The organism is Amycolatopsis mongoliensis (assembly GCF_030285665.1).
Taxonomy (GTDB): Bacteria; Actinomycetota; Actinomycetes; order Mycobacteriales; family Pseudonocardiaceae; genus Amycolatopsis; species Amycolatopsis mongoliensis.
Window position 1 is genome coordinate 4522269 of record NZ_CP127295.1, and the last position, 15955, is coordinate 4538223.

The window sequence follows — 15955 nt, forward strand, 5'->3', positions numbered from 1 at the left end:
TTGCGCGGGGTGTTCGCGGGGTTCGGGAAGAGCAGGGCGTTCGCGGTGCTCGGGCGGGCGCTCGTGCCCGCGGACCGGGTGCTGCTGCGGATCAGCGGCGGCCGGGTCGGGGTCGGCGCGGCCGTCGGCCTCCGGACCCTGCTGCTCACCACGGTCGGGCGCCGCAGCGGTGAGGCGCGGCAGGTGCCGCTGCTGTACGTCGAGCGCGGTGGCGGGTACGTCGTCATCGGCTCCAACTGGGGCGGCGAGGCCCACCCGGCGTGGTCGGCGAACCTGCTGGCCCGGCCGGAGGCGACGGTCGCCATCGGCGGCCGCACCGCCGAGGTCGCCGGACGGCTCCTCACCGGCACCGAACGGCAGGAGATGTGGGACGCCGTCGCGGCGTACTGGCCGGCCTACGACCGCTACGCCGTGCGCGCCGGCGACCGCGAAATCCGCGTCTTCCTGCTGGAGCCGGTCAGCCGATGAGGTCGGTGTGCCGGATCCGGTACACCTGCAGCCGCAGGTTGTAGTACTTGTCCGTCTCGCCGACCCACTGCATGCCGAGCCGTTTCGCGACGGCGATCGCGCGCGTGTTGTTCGGCCGCGCGACGGCGAACAGCTCCTCGGTGTCCTGGGTGAACGCCCACTCGATCAGCGCGGTCGCCGCCTCCGACGCGTAACCCCGGCCCCACACGGCGGGGCTGACCTGCCAGCTCAGCTCGAGGTCCTCTTCGAACGGCGGCAGCAGCCGGATGCCGAGGCCGCCGACCACCACGCCGTCCTCCTTGCGCACGACGGCCCACCGTCCCCGCGGTGGCGGCAGGTTCGGCTGCGTCTCCTGCCAGGCGTGCAGCACCGAACGCATCGCGCCGACGTCGCCGACGCGCTCCATGGCCGGGGTCAGCCAGTGAGTCACGTCCTCCGCGCCGTAGATCCCGAACGCGGCTTCGGCGTCGTCCACCGTCCAGTCCCGGATCACGAGGCGGTCGGTGCTCAACGGAGTCTCCATACCAGGACGCTACGCCGCGCGGGCCCCGATTGTTCCCGCGTGGAGCGACTGGGAAAAGGAACACAGCACCCCCGGGTGCGGCGCCTACAGTCGGCTTGTGGACGAACTGCGTGACCTCCTGGCCCGCGCCGCCGAGCTGGCCGCCGAGCACCGGGCTTCCCTGGCCGGCCGGCCCGTCGCCCGGGCCGTCGATCCCGAAGCCCTGCGTGCGGCCTTCGGTGGCATCCTCCCGGCCGGACCGACCCCTCCCGGCACCGTCCTCGAAGAACTCGCGCGAGCCGCCGAACCCGGGCTCGTCGCCACCGCCGGCCCGCGGTTCTTCGGCTTCGTCGTCGGCGGGGCGCTCCCCGCCGCCAGCGCCGCCGACGTGCTGGCCACCGGCTGGGACCAGAACGGCTTCAACGCCGTCCTCTCCCCGGCGGCGGCCGCCGCCGAAGAGGCCGCCGGAGCCTGGCTGAAGGAGCTGCTCGGCATCCCCGCCACCGCCTCGGCCGGCTTCGTCACCGGCGGGCAGGCCGCGAACACCGTCGGGCTGGCCGCCGCCCGGCACCACGTGCTGGCCGAGGCCGGCTGGGACGTCGAGCGCGACGGGCTCGCCGGCGCCCCGCGCGTCCGCGTCGTCGCGAGCGAGGAGCGCCACGCCACCGTCGACCGCGCCCTGCGGCTGCTCGGGTTCGGCACCCGGGCCGTCGAGCCGGTGGCCGCCGGACCGCAGGGCGCCATCGACATCGACGACCTCGCGAGGAAGACCGCGGGCGATGGGCCCACCATCGTCTGCCTGCAGGCGGGGAACGTGAACACCGGCGCCTGCGACGACCTCCGAGCCGCCCGCGAAGTGGCCCCCGGCGCCTGGATCCACGTCGACGGCGCCTTCGGCCTCTGGGCCGCCGCCAACCCCGGGACGGCGAGGCTCCTCGACGGTGTCGAGCTGGCCGATTCCTGGGCCTGCGACGGGCACAAGTGGCTGAACGTCCCCTACGACTCGGGGTTCGTCTTCTGCGCGCGCCCCGAGGTCCACGCCGAGGCGATCGCCTACCGCGCCGCCTACCTGACCGGCGCCGGGGAGGTGTCCGGCATGGGCGACCTCACGCTGGAGTCGTCGCGCCGCGCCCGCGGCTTCGCGGTCTGGGCGGCGCTGCGGGAACTGGGCCGTGACGGTGTCGCCGAGCTGGTCGACCGCTGCTGCCGCCTGGCCCGGCGCTTCGCCGCGGCGCTGGCGGAAGGCGGTGCCGAGATCGGCAACGACGTCGTCCTCAACCAGGTCCTGGTGGCCTTCGGGGACGACGCCCGGACCGACGCGATCGTCCGGGGCGTCCAGCTCGACGGGACGTGCTGGCTCGGCGGAACCACTTGGCGCGGCCGCCGCTACTTGCGGATTTCGGTGTCCAACTGGACGACGACGGAGGAAGACGTCGACCGGTCGGCGGAAGCGATCCTCCGGCTGGCGGCTCAGTAGCCAACGCGCACGGAAAGCGTGTCCCTCCGCCAGGCGATCCGCTTCTCCTTGCCGGTCGGCCAGCTCGAGGAGAGCCGCCGCCGGACGCTGCCGAGCGCGCCCAGCCGCACGAGGTCGACCCGGGATCCCTGTGCCGCCAACGATGTCACCTCGGCGGCGGTGAGCGGGACGAAGTCGAAGTACTGCGCGTCCTCGCCGCCGGTCCCGTCGACGAACTCCGTGAAGATCGCGGCGAACGCCTGACGGCATTCCGGACATTCGCGCAGTGCGATGCTGAAGTGCGACTGCTCGACCAGGCGGTGGGTCTCGCGCAGGCGGGTCGTGCAGAACGCCAGCGCGGTCAGGGCGTCTTCGCCGGAGCAGCGCGCGCAGCCGAACTCGGTCATCGCTTGATCCTCCCACGCGTGAATCCGCACCCGGCTCCGGGGGTACTGGGAAACCCTTTGACCACAACGATTGGCTCTGGTCCGAAGTGGTCTGGACCTGTTAGCCTCGGCGCGTCCGACCGGCCGGCTCGCCGAAAGGGCTGTGACACCGAAAGGAATCCCTTGCTTCGCATGAGAAAACGCATCGCTGTCGCAGCGCTGGCGCTGGCCGGTGCCGCCGTCGTCGCCCCGCCCGCCGCCGAGGCCGGGCAGTCCCAGGGCAAGGTGATGGCCTACTTCGCCGACTGGGACGTCTACGCCCGCAACTACCACGTCAAGGACATCGAAACGTCCGGTTCGGCCGCGAAGCTGACCCATGTCAACTACGCGTTCGGCAACGTGACGGGCGGCGGGTGCGCCGTCGGCGACCCGTGGGCCGACCACGACATGCCCTACGACGCCGCGACGAGTGTCAGCGGCCAGGCCGACAGCACCGAGCCCGGCGCCCTGCACGGCAGCTTCAACCAGATCCTCGAGCTGAAGAAGCTGCACCCGAAGCTCAAGGTGCTGTGGTCCTTCGGCGGCTGGACCTGGTCGGCCGGCTTCACCGAGGCGGCGAAGAACCCGGCCGCGTTCGCCGAGTCCTGCTACGCACTGGTCAACGACCCGCGCTGGGCCGGCGTCTTCGACGGCATCGACATCGACTGGGAGTACCCGAACGCCTGCGGCAACACCTGCGACACCAGCGGCCTGAAGGCGTTCACGGCGCTGGTCAAGGCGCTGCGCGCGAAGTTCGGGCACCAGCTCGTCACCGCCGCGATCACCGCCGACGGGTCGAAGAACGGCAAGATCGACGCCACCGACTACGCCGGGGCGAGCCGGTACCTCGACTGGTACAACGTGATGACCTACGACTACTTCGTCGCCGGGGCCAGCCCGACCGGGCCCACCGCGCCGCACTCGCCGCTGCGCGCCTACCCGGGCATCCCGACCGCCGGGTTCTACGCCGACGCGGCGATCCAGAAGCTGCGCCACCAGGGCGTGCCGTCGTCGAAGATGCTGCTGGGGCTGGGGTTCTACGGTCGCGGCTGGGACGGCGTGACGCAGAAGCAGCCCGGCGGCGCCGCGACCGGCCCGGCTCCCGGAACCTACGAAGCGGGCGTCGAGGACTACAAGGTCCTCAAGACGACGTGCCCGGCGAACGGCAAGGTCGCCGGTACGGCGTACGCGAAGTGCGGCTCGCAGTGGTGGAGCTACGACACGCCCGAGACCGCGTCGGCCAAGGCCGGCTACGCGAAGTCGCAGGGGCTGGGCGGCGTGTTCGCCTGGGAACTGTCCGGTGACACCGCGAACGCGGAACTGCTGCGGGCCGTCGCCGGCCGCTGCTGACCAGAGCTGGAGGGCCCGGGCGCGAACCCGCCCGGGCCCTTCGTCCACTCAGGACCGCTGCGGGAACCCGTTGCGCCGCGCACCGAGCACCACGGCGAGCACCGGCAGCAGGAGCACCAGCAGCGTCCAGGGGAACGACGCCGGTCCGGCGGCGTCGAGCAGGACACCGCCGAGCACGCCACCCGCGGCCATCGCCGCGTTCCACAGCGTGACGAGCATGGCCTGCGCGTTGTCCGCGGCCTCGCCACCCGCGTTCCCGGCCGCGGTCTGCAGGAGCGTGGGGACGCCGCCCCAGCCGAGACCCCACAGCGCGACGGCGGCGTAGACGAGCGCCGGGCTGCCCGCGAACACCGCCAGGAGCGTCGCGGCCACCGCGACCAGGATCGTGCTGAGGACCGTCAGCGTGCGCAGCGCGCGGTCGATGCGAGCGCCGACGACCCAGATCCCGGCCATCGACGCGACGCCGAACACGAGCAGGACGACGTCCACCGCGTCGCCCATCCCGGCGTGGCCGAGGAACGCGGCGACGTAGGTGTAGAGCACGGTGTGGGCCAGGACGAACACCAGCGTCACGGCCAGCACGGGCACGACGCCCGGCACGCCGAGCGTGCGCAGGACCGGCACGCGGCCGCCCGTCCGCCCGGGCTGGTCCGGGACGGCGGCGGTGATCCAGGCCAGCAGCACGACCGCGATCGCCGACATGACGCCGAACGCCGAGCGCCAGCCGAGCAGGCCGCCGAGGAACGTCCCGGCCGGGATGCCCAGCGACAGGGCCAGGGGAATGCCCGCCATCACGATCGCGATGGCCCGGCCCTGGTTTTCCGGGGAGGCGAGCCGGCGCGCGTACCCGGCCAGCAGCGCCCAGACGACGCCCGCGGCCACCCCGGCGACGAACCGGGCGACCATGGTGAGCGGGTAGGCGGGAGACAACGCCGTGACGGTGTTGGCGACGGCGAACCCGGCCACCCCGGCCAGCAGCAAGCGCTTGCGGGGCCAGGCCGCGGTGGCCGCGGCGAGGGGGATCGCGGTGAGGGCCGTGCCGAGGGCGTAGACCGTCACGGCCTGGCCCGCCGCGGACTCGCCGACGCCGAGACCGGCGCTCATCCCGGGCAGCACGCCGGCGGGCAGCGCTTCGGTGAGCACGGTGACGAACGCGGCGGTGGTGAGGGCGAGGAGGGCGGCGTGGTTGCGGAGCCGGACTTCGGTGCTCGTCATGCCGCTATGCTCGAACCCTCACATACGTGTGAAGGTCTACGTGAGGTGGCACACATGCGGATCGGCGAGCTCGCGGAGCGCACCGGCACGTCCCGCCGGCTGCTCCGGTACTACGAGGAGCAGGGGCTGATCGTCGCTTCGCGCGGGGCGAACGGGTACCGCGACTACGACTCCGCCACGGTCGACCGCGTGATCCAGGTGCGCGGGCTGCTCGACGCCGGGCTGCCCACCCGGATCATCAAACAGATCCTGCCCTGCCTCGACAAGCCCCGCGCGATCTACTTCCCCGACGCGACCCCGGAGATGATCGCGACCCTGGAGGAGGAGCGCGACCGGATGGCGCGGCGCGCGGAGTGCCTGCTGCGCAACCGGGACGCGATCGCCGAGTACCTCGACGCGGTGCGCGAGTACAACCGCGTCTGACGCGGCGCCCGCCGTGCCGCCGCTGACGCTCCGGCTCCAGCGCCCCAATGTGGCATTGGGTGCGTCCAGCGCACCGAAGGGCCCATTGGGTGCGTCCAGCGCACCGAACGCCACATTGGGTGCGTGGGACGCACCGAACGCCACATTGGGGCGCTAGTTGGGCCGGGTGCGCTAGCCCCCGGGTCGTCGTCGCCGGGGTGGCGGACCTGGACCCAGTGCAGCGTGTCGGCCTCGGGCCACCAGCCCGTCGGCTCCGGCCGGGGCCGCGCGCCCTCCTCGGCCCACCAGCGCGGGGGCGCCTCCTCACCCATGCCCCGACGGTAGGAGCGAAGGGCGACGAGCACACCGGTCGAGGGCGGCCAACGTCCGGTTCCGGCCGGGTGGCCGGTGGCCGGAAGCGGACAGTGGCCGAAGCCGCCCCTGCCGGTGCGCGGTGCCGCGGCCGTAGGTTGGCGGAAGAAGATCACCGCGCGGGAGGACGAACATGATCAAGCGAGCCCTGACGGGCCTGGCGACGGCAGTGGTCGCGGCGGCGACGTTCGGCGCGCTGACGGCCCCGCCCGCCCAGGCCGAGGTCGCGGGCGGCCCGACCGGCAAGCCGAAGACCGACTGCATCTGGCTGTGGACGACGAAGGGCCCGACCTGCCAGTGGCAGTAGGCCCGGCGGTGGAGTTCGGCTGGGCGCGGCACACGCCCCGCCCACCCGGGCACGGACCGGCCACCGCCGCAGCCGAGCCGGCCGGGCAGGGACTGACTCGTGCGGTCAGCGAGCCGACCGGTGTCAGCTCAGTCCGGACACCGAGCCAACTGGTGTCAGCCCGGCCGGGCGCGGGCTGACTCGTGCGGGCAGCGAGCCAACCGGTGTCAGCCCCGGCCGGCCCGCGCCTCCAGCGAGCCGGCCGGTGTCAGCTCAGCCCGGGCGCGGACCGGCCCGTGCCGCCCGCCCAGCAGGCCGGTCTCAGCCCAGCCAGCCGAGCCGGGTCGCCGCGAAGACCGCCGCCACCCGGTTGTCCGCCTGCAGTGCCTCCAGCAGCCCCTGGACGTGCCGCCGGACCGTCCTTTCGCTCACTTCCAGGTGGCGCGCGATCGCGCCGTCCGTCATGCCGGTCGCCAGCAGGTCCAGGACCTTCGCCTGGGTCGGCGTCAGCCCGTGCCGCGGCTGGGACGCCTGGCCGTCGACCGCCACCGCCTGGCTCCAGACCAGCTCGAACAGCATCCGCAACGACGCCACGATCGTCGGGCTGCGGATGAACAGCGCGCCCTCCATCCCGCTCGGGTCGAGCGGGACCAGCGCCGAATGGCGGTCGGCGATCACCATCTTCATCGGCAGCTCCGGCGCCACCCGCATGGTCCAGCCGGCCGCCACGCTCGCGTCGACGACCTCCTTCGCGCCGTCGAACTCCAGGGCCGCGCGCTCGTAGACGTTGCGCAGGCTCACCCCGCGCTCGGTCACCGCTTCCGGCAGCCGCATCACGGTGCTCGCGTCCGGCTTGCGCTTGAAGTGGCGCGTCGTGAACGTCAGGAACTCCTCGCGCGCGGACAGGCACAGCTCCAGCGACAGCGAGCCGATGCGCCGCGGGTCGGTCAGCACCTCGACGGCCGAGTCGCCGCCCGAACCGTTCGCCGCCCGGTACACCGCCTGCAGCATGTCGAGCTGCTGGCGCGCGGCGACGATCTGCCGCTGCTGCTCCAGCAGCTGCTGCTGGGCGCCGAGAATGGCGTGGTCGACCGCGCGCACCGGCTCCATCGGCGCGATCACCGGGTCGTCGCGGTAGTCGCGGCGCACGAACCCGCGGTCGAACAGCTCCCGCATCTCCGGGCTCTCGGCCCGCGGGTCGTCCAGCGGTAGCGGCCCGGTGCGCACCATCGCGTCGTACAGCGCGCCCGCGCCGGGTGTCAGCAGCCCCTCGAGCATCCCGTGTCCCCTTCCGGCAGCGCGGGCGGGCCCGGCCGGATCCGGACATGACCGCTCTGCCGCCTACCCCACGCGCCGGACGGGGGAAAGGATTAGGCCGCTCGCGAAATCGGGGCCGGACCCGGCGAGGGGGCGGGTCCGGCCCCGGGGCTCACCGGGACGAACTCGCGTCCAGGGCGAGCAGGCAGGCCTCGAGCTCGGGGAACCGCGCCTCTTCGGGGTGGGTGGCGACCAGCGCGCCGGGAAGGCTTTCGAACGCGAGCCCGCGCGCGAGCGGCCGGGCGAGGACGTCGCCGAGCTGTTCGCCGCGGCGAGGGCGCCCCGGCCTCCCGCTCGGGCGGCGGGCCCTGGCGGACGCCGGGTGCCCGTCCCTCACCAGCGCCGGGACGGGTCGATCACGTGGACGGCCGCTTCCTCCGCCGAAGCCGCGCCGCCGTCGATGCCCGCGTCGGACGCGTACAGCTCTTCGTCGGTGTCCGCGCCGAATCCTTCGTCCGTCGCGACCAGGCGGCCCGCGCGGACGTCGCCGACCTCGTCGTCGATCAGCTCGCCGTCGGTGTCTTCGCTGTCGCCCAGGCCGTCGCCGTCCTCGGTCGCGACGTCCGGTTCTTCGCGGGCCAGCCGGCCTTCCCAGCTCTCGCCTTCGGCGGTCTCGCGCGCGGTGGTGCCCCATCCTTCGGTGCCCTGCGGGCGTTCCGGCGGTGAATAACCCTCCGCCAGCTCGTCGCGGTCGTCCAAAGTGTCTTCGGGGTCGAGGATGCCTTCGTCGGCGTGGTCTTCGATGTCGTCGTCCATGCGTCCATCCTCGCGCAACTCCTTGGCCCCGCGCGGCTCGGGTGATATCACCGTGCAGCACACCGCACGGGCGGTGTTCCGGTGAAAGGTGATCCCCATGCCGATGAGACGCAGGGTGCTGGCCGCGGGGCTGGCCGGGGTGTTCGGCGCCGCGCTGTCCGGGCGGACGGCCCAGGCCGCCCAGCCCGCCGCGCCGCCGGTGCGGCTGGACCAGCTGACCCTGGTGAACTTGTCGCACGTCAACGACCCCGCCACGACCAACGTGTTCCCCGGCGACCCGGCCTTCTCGCTGGAAACCATCGCCACGATCCCCGACGACGGCTACTACCTCCAGTTCGTCCGCGAGGGCGAGCACACCGGAACGCACTGGGGCGCACCCGGCCACTTCAACACCGGCCAGCCCCTGGCCGACGACATGGATCCCGCGGATCTATTCCGGCCCGCCGTGAAGATCGACATAAGAGCGAAGGCCGCGGCCGACCCCGACTACGGCGTCACGATCGACGACCTGAAGGCGTGGGAGAAGCGCCACGGCCGGATCCCCGACGAGTCCGTCGTCGTGCTCTGGACCGGCTGGGACGGCAAGTGGGGCACCCCGGCCTACCCGAACACCGACGCGGACGGCGTGCTGCACCAGCCCGGGTTCTCCATCCCGGCGGTCAAGTGGCTGATCGACACCGGGCGGCTCGGGCGGCGGGGCGGAACGGGGACCGACACGTTCAGCCCGGACGTCGGCACCGACGAGACCTACACGGTGTCGAAGCTGGTGTACCAGCGACACCGGATCAGCCTGGAGATCCTGGCGAACCTGAAGGCCCTGCCGACGACGGGGGCGTGGGTGCTGGCGGGCGGCCCGATCAACCGGAAGGGCGCCGGTTCGACGGCGACGATCTTCGGCGTCCTGCCGCCAGGCGTACACGCGGACTGAGCGCCCGGCCGGCCCCCAGCGCCCCAATGTGGCGTTCGGTGCGTCCCACGCACCGAACGCCACATTGGGGCGCTGTCAGCCCGCCGGGATCGCCGACAGGCGGAGGGCGGAGAGCGGAGCGGGGCGGCCGTAGAGGTAGCCCTGGGCGGTCGTGCATCCGGCCCGGGTGACCAGGGACGCCTGCTCGGCCGTCTCGATTCCTTCGGCGACCACGTCCAGCTCGAGATCGGCGCACAGCCCGACCAGGGACCGGCACAACGCCGCGTCCCGCTCGGGCTGCACGCCCGTCGTCAGCGCCCGGTCCAGCTTGATCAGGTCGACCGGCAGCGCGTGCAGCACCGTCAGCGAGCTGTACCCCGCCCCGAAGTCGTCCAGCGCCACCCGCACGCCCAGCTCCTGCAGCCGCCGGATCGCGGCCGCCCCCGCCGCCAGGTCCGGGACCGGCACGGTCTCGGTGATCTCGACGACGAGCCGGGACGCCGGCAGCCGGTAGCGGTCCAGCGCGGCACCGACGCTCCGCTCCAGCGCGGCCGCGCCGAGGCGGCTCGCGCACACGTTCACGTGCACCGTCAGGTCGAGCCCGGCCGTCGTGATCTCGCGGCACGCCAGGTCCAGCACCAGCGCGTCCAGCTCGGCGCCGAGGCCCGCGCCCTCGGCCGCGCGGACGAACGTCTCGGGCGAGACCACCGTGCCGTCGCGCGTGGTCCAGCGGGCCAGCGCCTCGAGGGCCACCGGGGTCTCGTCGGCCAGCCGGACGATCGGCTGGAACACCAGGCCGAAGCCCTCCGGGATGCCGCCCGCGGCCCGGCGCAAGGCGGCCGGGAAGTCCGGCGGGCCGTCCTGGGACGGGCGGTAGACCACGGTCGTGTCCTTGCCCAGCCGCTTGCCCGCGTACATCGACGTGTCCGCGCGGCCGAGCAGCACGTCCGAGGTGACCAGCGGCTCGGCCGGGTCCGGCACCACCAGGCCCATGCTCGCGCGGACCGAGACGAGCGTGCCGTGCACCGCGAACGGCCGCCGCAGCGCGCCCTGGATCCGGTCGGCGACCGCCTGCGGCGCGTCCAGCTCGCCCTCCAGCAGGATCGCGAACTCGTCGCCGCCCAGGCGCGCGACCGTGTCGCCCGCGCGCACGCAGCTCAGCAGCCGCTGGGCGACGGCGTGCAGCAGGACGTCGCCGCCCGCGTGCCCGAACCGGTCGTTGACCTCCTTGAAGTCGTCCAGGTCGACGAAGATCAGCACGAGCGGCCGGTCGGTGGACTCGACGGCCCGGTCCAGCCGGTCGGCGAACAGCGCGCGGTTGGCCAGCCCGGTCAGCGGGTCGTGGTAGGCCTGGTGGGTCAGCTGTTGTTGTCCGTCGTAGACCCGGCGCAGCAGCAACCTGTTGTCCAGCAGGGAAAGCAGCTGCCGGGCGAGCACGAGGAACACCACCAGCACGCCGACGAACACCTCGACGCCGTCCGGTCCGGCGCCGGCCAGCAGCTGCGCGGTGATCAGCAGCGCCACGGCCGTCACCGGGACGTACGGCAGCGCCAGCTGCCACCAGTCGACCCCGCCCGGCGAGCCGGTGTCGTCGCGCCGCCGCTGGCCGGGCGTCACCAGCAATGCGAAGGCGATGAACAGCGGCCCGAGCACGAACCCGCCGTCCGACCACGGCTTCATGCTCTCCGCGCCGATGCTGACGAGGTAGGCGAACACGCTGTCGGAGCAGGCCAGCGCGACGATCCCGACGGCGGCCAGCAGCAGGTTCGTGCGGTAGGGCCGGTCCACCCGGTCGAACACGACCAGCAGCACCGCGACGACCACGATCACCAGGTCCGACAGCGGGTAGGAGATGGCGACGGCCCAGGTGAGCTTGTCCGGCGCGGTCGCCCGGACCAGCTGGCCGAGCGCCGCGGTCCAGGTGAGGATGAACAGCGAGCCGGTGACGATCAGGCCGTCGAGCACCACCGCGACGCCGAAGTGCGCGGTCCACTGGGCGGGCTGCCAGCGTTCGCGGTCCGGCCGGACCCGCGCCCGGGCCAGGACGAACAGGGCGGCGAGCGCGAACACCGGGAAACTCAGGTAGCCGACGTCGGCCGGCGACGGTGACGGCAGCCCGCGCCCGTCCACCAGCTGGTACCACGACCAGGCGCACTGGCCGAGCGACCAGCCGGCCATCCCGGTCGCGACGAGCACGCGCCACCAGCGCTGGTGCCCGTGGACCCGGCGGGCCACCAGGACCCCGCAGACGACCGCGCCGACCCCGGCGGCGAGCTGCATGGTGTCGTCGACCCACAGGGCGAAGGTGTCGCCCCAGAACGCGAAACCGTTGACCACGACCAGGGCCACCGTGACGACGACGAGCACGGCCGCCACTGGGTACCGCCGCACTGTCATGGCACCTCACGTGGGTCACCCGCCGGTCGGACCGGCAAACACTACACCGCGCACACGGCGGTACCGGCTCACCGCACCGGTGGCCGGTACCCCCTCATCAGGCGATGTCACGGCGGTGCAGCAGCCAGCCGCCGAGCACCCCGAAGGCGATCAGGTAGGCGGCCAGCACGGCGGCGGCCTGCCCCGCCCCGACGACCGGGTCGACGCCCGGGGCGCTCGCCCCGAACGCGGCCGCGAGCGCACCCGCGTTCGGCCCGGGCAGGGCCTTCTGCAGCTGCGCGACCCAGTCCAGCAGCGGCGCGGCGATCGACGCGAGGAGGTTCTGCACGGCCAGCAGCCACACCAGGCCGAGCCCGATCGGCAGCGCGACCGAGCGCAGGCCGACGGCGAGCAGCACGCCGAGCGCGCCCCACATCGTCGTGACGAGCCAGCCGGCGCCGAGGCCCAGCAGGACGTCGGAGACCGCGGGCCAGACCAGGGCCCGGTCCTGCAGCGACGCGACGAGCACGCTGGCGCCCGCGGTCGCCGCGAACAGCGCGAGCACCACGGTCAGCGCCCCGATCGCGACGGTGACCAGTTTCGCGGTGAAGACGGCGACGCGCGACGGGTGCTGCACCAGCACCGTCTTCCACGTGCCGTAGCCGTATTCGCTCCCCGCCACCAGCACGCCGAAGATCAGCGCGAGGGCCCCGACGAAGATCGGCAGGCCGCCCAGCGCGCTGCCGACGAACGCGCCGGGCAGCATCGCGTCCAGCCCGCGGCCGGAGCCCGGGGGACCGGCGGCCCCGCTCAACCCCGCGTACGGGACGGCGTAGCCGAACGTCAGCGACAGCACGACGGCGACGGCCGGCAGCAGCCGGCTCGCGGGGCGGCGGGCCTGCTTGGTCAGCTCGGCTCGGATGTCACGCGGCATGGTCGGTCCCTCCGGTCAGGGCGAGGAAGGTCTGTTCCAGGTCGGGTTCGCGCCAGCGCAGCTCGGTGACGGTGAACCCGGCGCCGACCAGCTCGGCGTTGACCCGCCCGGCCTGGCCCGGTTCGACGTCGAGTTCCAGCGCGGTGCCGTCGAGGCGGACGCGGTCCGCGCCGAAGAGCCGGCCGAGGTGGTCGCGGGCGGCGGCCACCGGGTCGGCGACGACGCGCAGCGCGCCGTCCGCCCGCAGGTCCTCGACCGTGGTTTCGGTGACGAGCCGGCCGTGGTCGAGGACGCCGACGCGGTCGCAGATCTGCTCGACCTCGCCCAGCAGGTGGCTCGACAGCAGCACGGTGCAGCCCTCGGCGGCGAGCTTGCGGAGGGTCACGCGCATGTCGGCCATGCCGGCCGGGTCGAGGCCGTTGGTCGGCTCGTCGAGCACGACCAGCTCCGGGTCCTTCAGCAGCGCCGCGGCGAGGCCGAGCCGCTGCTTCATGCCGAGCGAGTACGCCGAGTACCGGTCCTTCGCGCGGTCGGCGAGGCTGACGACGTCGAGCACGGCGTCGACGCGGGTGCGCCGCACGCCGGCGTGGTCGGCGAGGATCCGCAGGTTGGCCCGGCCGGACAGGTACGGGTAGAAGGCCGGCCCTTCGATCAGCGCGCCGACGCGGGCGAGGCTGCCGGGACCCGGTTCGGCGCCGAGCACCCGGACGCGGCCGGCGGTCGGCCGGATCAGGCCGAGCAGCATCCGCAGCGTCGTCGTCTTGCCGGCGCCGTTCGGGCCGAGGAAGCCGTACACCTCACCGGCGTGCACCGACAGGTTCAGGTCCTCGACCGCGGCGGCCGTTCCGTAGCGCTTGGTCAGGGCGGTTGTTTGAACGGGCAGAGCCACGGGCTGGGTCATGGGATTCCTTCCGGATGCGGCCCCACGGCTTGAAGACCGAGAGGACGCCGGCGAACAGCAGGAGCGCCGGGGCGACGACGACGGGGTAAAGCAGGCCCTCGGGGTGTGCGGTGGCTTCGGCGATCCCCGGCCGCAGCGCGACGAGGATCAGCAGCGCCGTCAGGACGTTGACGGCCAGCTTCACCGCCACCCACCAGAACCGGACCAGGCCGTACCTGGTGCCGAGGCCGAGCACGACGCCGGTGGCGAGCGTGAGGACGGCGGCGGTCAGCATCGGCCAGACGGCGAACAGCGGGAGCGCCCGCAGGCTGGTGGCGACGACGGTGGCGTCGTCCGAGAGCAGTGCGGTGCAGACCAGGATGCCGAGCACGGCGTCGATCCCGATCCACGCGCCCGCCGAGACGATGTGCGCCACCAGGTACCACTTCCGGGTCCGCGGCTTGACGGTCATGGAGCCTCCTTCACGGTGGCTCCCATGGTGGCGATCCGGGCGGCCCCGGTCGTCCGCCGGCGGACGGCACTTGCGGCTACGCCGGGGTGCGTACGCCGCTGTCACAAGTGCCCGCCCGCATTCGTCATAGCCGCGTGAGCGAGAACGACGTGACGACCGAGCGGCCGCAGCTGATCGCGATCGCCTACCGGCTGCTGGGTTCCCTGAGCGACGCCGAGGACGTGGTCCAGGAGGCGTACGGCCGGTGGTACGCCCTGTCCGAGCGGCAGCGGGACGCGATCGGCAGGCCGGGCGCGTGGCTGACGACGGTCGCGAGCCGCATCTGCCTGGACGTGCTGGGATCGGCGCGGGCCCGCCGGGAGCGGTACCCGGGCGAATGGATCCCGGAGCCGGTGCCGTCGGAGTGCCTCACCGACCCGGCGGAGCTGCTGCTGCGCGACGAGTCGATCACGATGGCGTTCCTGGTCGTGTGCGAGTCGATGACCCCGGCGGAGCGGGTGGCGTTCGTCCTGCACGACGTGTTCGGCTACCCGTTCGCCGAGGTGGCTTCGGTCCTGGGACGCACTCCGGCGGCGTGCCGCCAGCTGGCGACGTCGGCCCGGCGCCGCGTCCGTCCCGCACCGGCGCCTTCTCCCGCGCGGAGCGCGTCCGTCGTCCGGGCGTTCAAGGAAGCCTGGGAGGCCAAGGACATCCCGGGCCTGGTCGGGCTCCTGGACCCGTCGGTGGTCGCGGTCGCCGACGGGGGCGGTCTCGCCAGTACGGTGGCGCACCCGGTCGAGGGCGGGGAGCAAGTGGCGCGCTACACCGTGCGGATCACCGAGCGGGTCCCGGCCATGACACTGGTGGAGCGGCTGGTGAACGGCCGGCCCGGGCTGGTGGCCGAGCGCGACGGCGTGGTCGGGACGGTGCTGGCGTTCGACGTCGCGGACGGGGTGATCAGGCGGATCTGGGCGGTGCGGAACCCGGAGAAGCTCCGGCCCTGGCGGGCGGCGTAGCGATCAGGTGCCCAGGCCGCTGTCGACCGGCAGGCCGGCGCCGGTGACGAAGCGGGCGGCGTCGGAGGCGAGGAACACGACGGCGTCGGCCATGTCGGTGACCTCGCCGGAGCCGGGCCGGGGGCCCGGCTCCGGCGAGGTCAGGCCGGGGTAGACGCAGTTGACGCGCACGTCGTAGCCGAGCTTCCCGGCCTCCGTCGCGGCCACCCGGGTCAGCCGGTCGACCGCGGACTTCGTCGCGGAGTAGCCGGCGATGCCGGGGAGGGCGACGGTCGCGGCGACCGACGCGATGTTGACGACCGCGCCGCCCTTGCCGGCCGCGCCGCCCGGGCGCATCGCGCGGAAGGCGTGCTTGATGCCGAGCGCGGTGCCGAGGACGTTGACGTCGAGCATCCGCCGGAAGTCGGCCGGGTCGAGGTCGGCGAGCGGGCCGGGGATTTCGACACCCGCGTTGTTGACCACGATGTCCAGGCCGCCGAGCTCGGCGACGGTCTCGCCGACCGCCTGCTCCCAGCTCGCGTCGTCGGTGACGTCGAGCCGGACGAACGCGGCGGCGGCGCCGGTCTGCTTCAGCGCGTCCGCGGTCGCGCGGCCCAGGTCCTCCCGGATGTCGGCGATCACCACCGCGGCGCCGGCGGCCGCCAGCGCTTCGGCCATGCCGGCGCCGAGACCCCGCGCGCCGCCGGTGACCAGCGCCGCGCGCCCGGACAGGTCGTGCCGCCCCATGGACACCTCCTCCTCGAGCCGGTCGGCGCCCAGCATCTCCGGGGTCTGGACGGTCGTCAAGAGTCTTTTGGACACTTGTCCAGTAAAAGCTGGTCAAACGATCGATAGACTGGACC

At 73.6% G+C, this 15955-nt stretch carries 18 protein-coding genes; 7 read left to right on the forward strand and 11 right to left on the reverse strand.

Going from position 1 to position 15955, the window contains the following annotated elements:
- A complete protein-coding gene (locus QRX60_RS22070) occupies nt 1-468 on the forward strand; it encodes a nitroreductase family deazaflavin-dependent oxidoreductase (protein WP_286003665.1) in 468 nt (155 codons plus the stop codon).
- Here QRX60_RS22070 and QRX60_RS22075 read toward each other — a convergent pair.
- A complete protein-coding gene (locus tag QRX60_RS22075; protein WP_286002660.1) occupies nt 458-991 on the reverse strand; it encodes a GNAT family N-acetyltransferase in 534 nt (177 codons plus the stop codon). The genes QRX60_RS22070 and QRX60_RS22075 overlap by 11 nt on opposite strands.
- Nucleotides 992-1097: 106 nt before the next feature.
- Here QRX60_RS22075 and QRX60_RS22080 point away from each other — a divergent pair, with 106 nt between their 5' ends.
- On the forward strand, nt 1098-2447 hold the full coding sequence (locus QRX60_RS22080; RefSeq protein WP_286003666.1) for a pyridoxal phosphate-dependent decarboxylase family protein: 1350 nt from the start codon (nt 1098-1100) through the stop codon (nt 2445-2447).
- On the opposite strand, the gene QRX60_RS22085 is transcribed toward QRX60_RS22080, so the two are convergent.
- Nucleotides 2441-2833 carry a hypothetical protein gene (locus QRX60_RS22085; RefSeq protein WP_286002661.1) on the reverse strand — a complete coding sequence of 131 codons (393 nt, stop codon included), beginning with the start codon at nt 2831-2833 and terminating at the stop codon, nt 2441-2443. The two genes, QRX60_RS22080 and QRX60_RS22085, sit on opposite strands and share 7 nt — an antisense overlap.
- A 171-nt stretch (nt 2834-3004) precedes the next feature.
- Between QRX60_RS22085 and QRX60_RS22090 the strand changes: the two genes are divergently transcribed.
- A complete protein-coding gene (locus QRX60_RS22090; RefSeq protein ID WP_286002662.1) occupies nt 3005-4201 on the forward strand; it encodes a glycoside hydrolase family 18 protein in 1197 nt (398 codons plus the stop codon).
- 48 nt (nt 4202-4249) lie between these two features.
- On the opposite strand, the gene QRX60_RS22095 is transcribed toward QRX60_RS22090, so the two are convergent.
- Nucleotides 4250-5416: an MFS transporter gene (locus tag QRX60_RS22095; RefSeq protein ID WP_286002663.1), complete on the reverse strand. Its 1167-nt coding sequence runs from the start codon at nt 5414-5416 to the stop codon at nt 4250-4252.
- A 54-nt stretch (nt 5417-5470) separates the two neighbouring features.
- Between QRX60_RS22095 and QRX60_RS22100 the strand changes: the two genes are divergently transcribed.
- Together QRX60_RS22100 and QRX60_RS22105 are read left to right on the forward strand one after the other, a co-directional pair.
- Nucleotides 5471-5839: a MerR family transcriptional regulator gene (locus QRX60_RS22100; RefSeq protein WP_286002664.1), complete on the forward strand. Its 369-nt coding sequence runs from the start codon at nt 5471-5473 to the stop codon at nt 5837-5839.
- Nucleotides 5840-6323: 484 nt separating this feature from the next.
- Entirely contained in the window at nt 6324-6497 is a 174-nt protein-coding gene (locus QRX60_RS22105) for a hypothetical protein (protein ID WP_286002665.1), read from the forward strand.
- A gap of 300 nt (nt 6498-6797) precedes the next feature.
- On the opposite strand, the gene QRX60_RS22110 is transcribed toward QRX60_RS22105, so the two are convergent.
- The 3 genes from QRX60_RS22110 to QRX60_RS22120 form a co-directional block, all read right to left on the reverse strand.
- Nucleotides 6798-7754 carry a LuxR C-terminal-related transcriptional regulator gene (locus QRX60_RS22110; RefSeq protein WP_286002666.1) on the reverse strand — a complete coding sequence of 319 codons (957 nt, stop codon included), beginning with the start codon at nt 7752-7754 and terminating at the stop codon, nt 6798-6800.
- Nucleotides 7755-7905: 151 nt separating this feature from the next.
- Nucleotides 7906-8130: a hypothetical protein gene (locus QRX60_RS22115; protein WP_286002667.1), complete on the reverse strand. Its 225-nt coding sequence runs from the start codon at nt 8128-8130 to the stop codon at nt 7906-7908.
- Nucleotides 8127-8549 (reverse strand): DUF5709 domain-containing protein, encoded by a 423-nt coding sequence (locus QRX60_RS22120; RefSeq protein ID WP_286002668.1) that lies wholly within the window; start codon nt 8547-8549, stop codon nt 8127-8129. The genes QRX60_RS22115 and QRX60_RS22120 overlap by 4 nt, the downstream gene beginning before the upstream one ends.
- Before the next feature lie 97 nt (nt 8550-8646).
- Here QRX60_RS22120 and QRX60_RS22125 point away from each other — a divergent pair, with 97 nt between their 5' ends.
- On the forward strand, nt 8647-9477 hold the full coding sequence (locus QRX60_RS22125) for a cyclase family protein (RefSeq protein ID WP_286002669.1): 831 nt from the start codon (nt 8647-8649) through the stop codon (nt 9475-9477).
- A gap of 75 nt (nt 9478-9552) precedes the next feature.
- Here QRX60_RS22125 and QRX60_RS22130 read toward each other — a convergent pair whose 3' ends face one another.
- The 4 genes from QRX60_RS22130 to QRX60_RS22145 all read right to left on the reverse strand — a co-directional run bounded on the left by QRX60_RS22130 (nt 9553) and on the right by QRX60_RS22145 (nt 14118).
- Nucleotides 9553-11853, reverse strand: a complete 2301-nt coding sequence (locus tag QRX60_RS22130) for a putative bifunctional diguanylate cyclase/phosphodiesterase (RefSeq protein ID WP_286002670.1) — start codon at nt 11851-11853, stop codon at nt 9553-9555.
- Nucleotides 11854-11950: 97 nt separating this feature from the next.
- Nucleotides 11951-12766 carry an ABC-2 family transporter permease gene (locus tag QRX60_RS22135; protein WP_286002671.1) on the reverse strand — a complete coding sequence of 272 codons (816 nt, stop codon included), beginning with the start codon at nt 12764-12766 and terminating at the stop codon, nt 11951-11953.
- Nucleotides 12756-13667 (reverse strand): ABC transporter ATP-binding protein, encoded by a 912-nt coding sequence (locus QRX60_RS22140; protein ID WP_286002672.1) that lies wholly within the window; start codon nt 13665-13667, stop codon nt 12756-12758. The genes QRX60_RS22135 and QRX60_RS22140 overlap by 11 nt, the downstream gene beginning before the upstream one ends.
- Nucleotides 13564-14118 carry a hypothetical protein gene (locus QRX60_RS22145; RefSeq protein ID WP_286002673.1) on the reverse strand — a complete coding sequence of 185 codons (555 nt, stop codon included), beginning with the start codon at nt 14116-14118 and terminating at the stop codon, nt 13564-13566. The genes QRX60_RS22140 and QRX60_RS22145 overlap by 104 nt, the downstream gene beginning before the upstream one ends.
- Nucleotides 14119-14252: 134 nt before the next feature.
- On the opposite strand from QRX60_RS22145, the gene sigJ reads away from it, so the two are divergent.
- Nucleotides 14253-15113, forward strand: a complete 861-nt coding sequence (gene sigJ / locus QRX60_RS22150) for an RNA polymerase sigma factor SigJ (RefSeq protein WP_286002674.1) — start codon at nt 14253-14255, stop codon at nt 15111-15113.
- 3 nt (nt 15114-15116) lie between these two features.
- Here sigJ and QRX60_RS22155 read toward each other — a convergent pair whose 3' ends face one another.
- Nucleotides 15117-15914: an SDR family NAD(P)-dependent oxidoreductase gene (locus QRX60_RS22155; RefSeq protein ID WP_286002675.1), complete on the reverse strand. Its 798-nt coding sequence runs from the start codon at nt 15912-15914 to the stop codon at nt 15117-15119.
- Between the last annotated feature and the right edge of the window lie 41 nt (nt 15915-15955).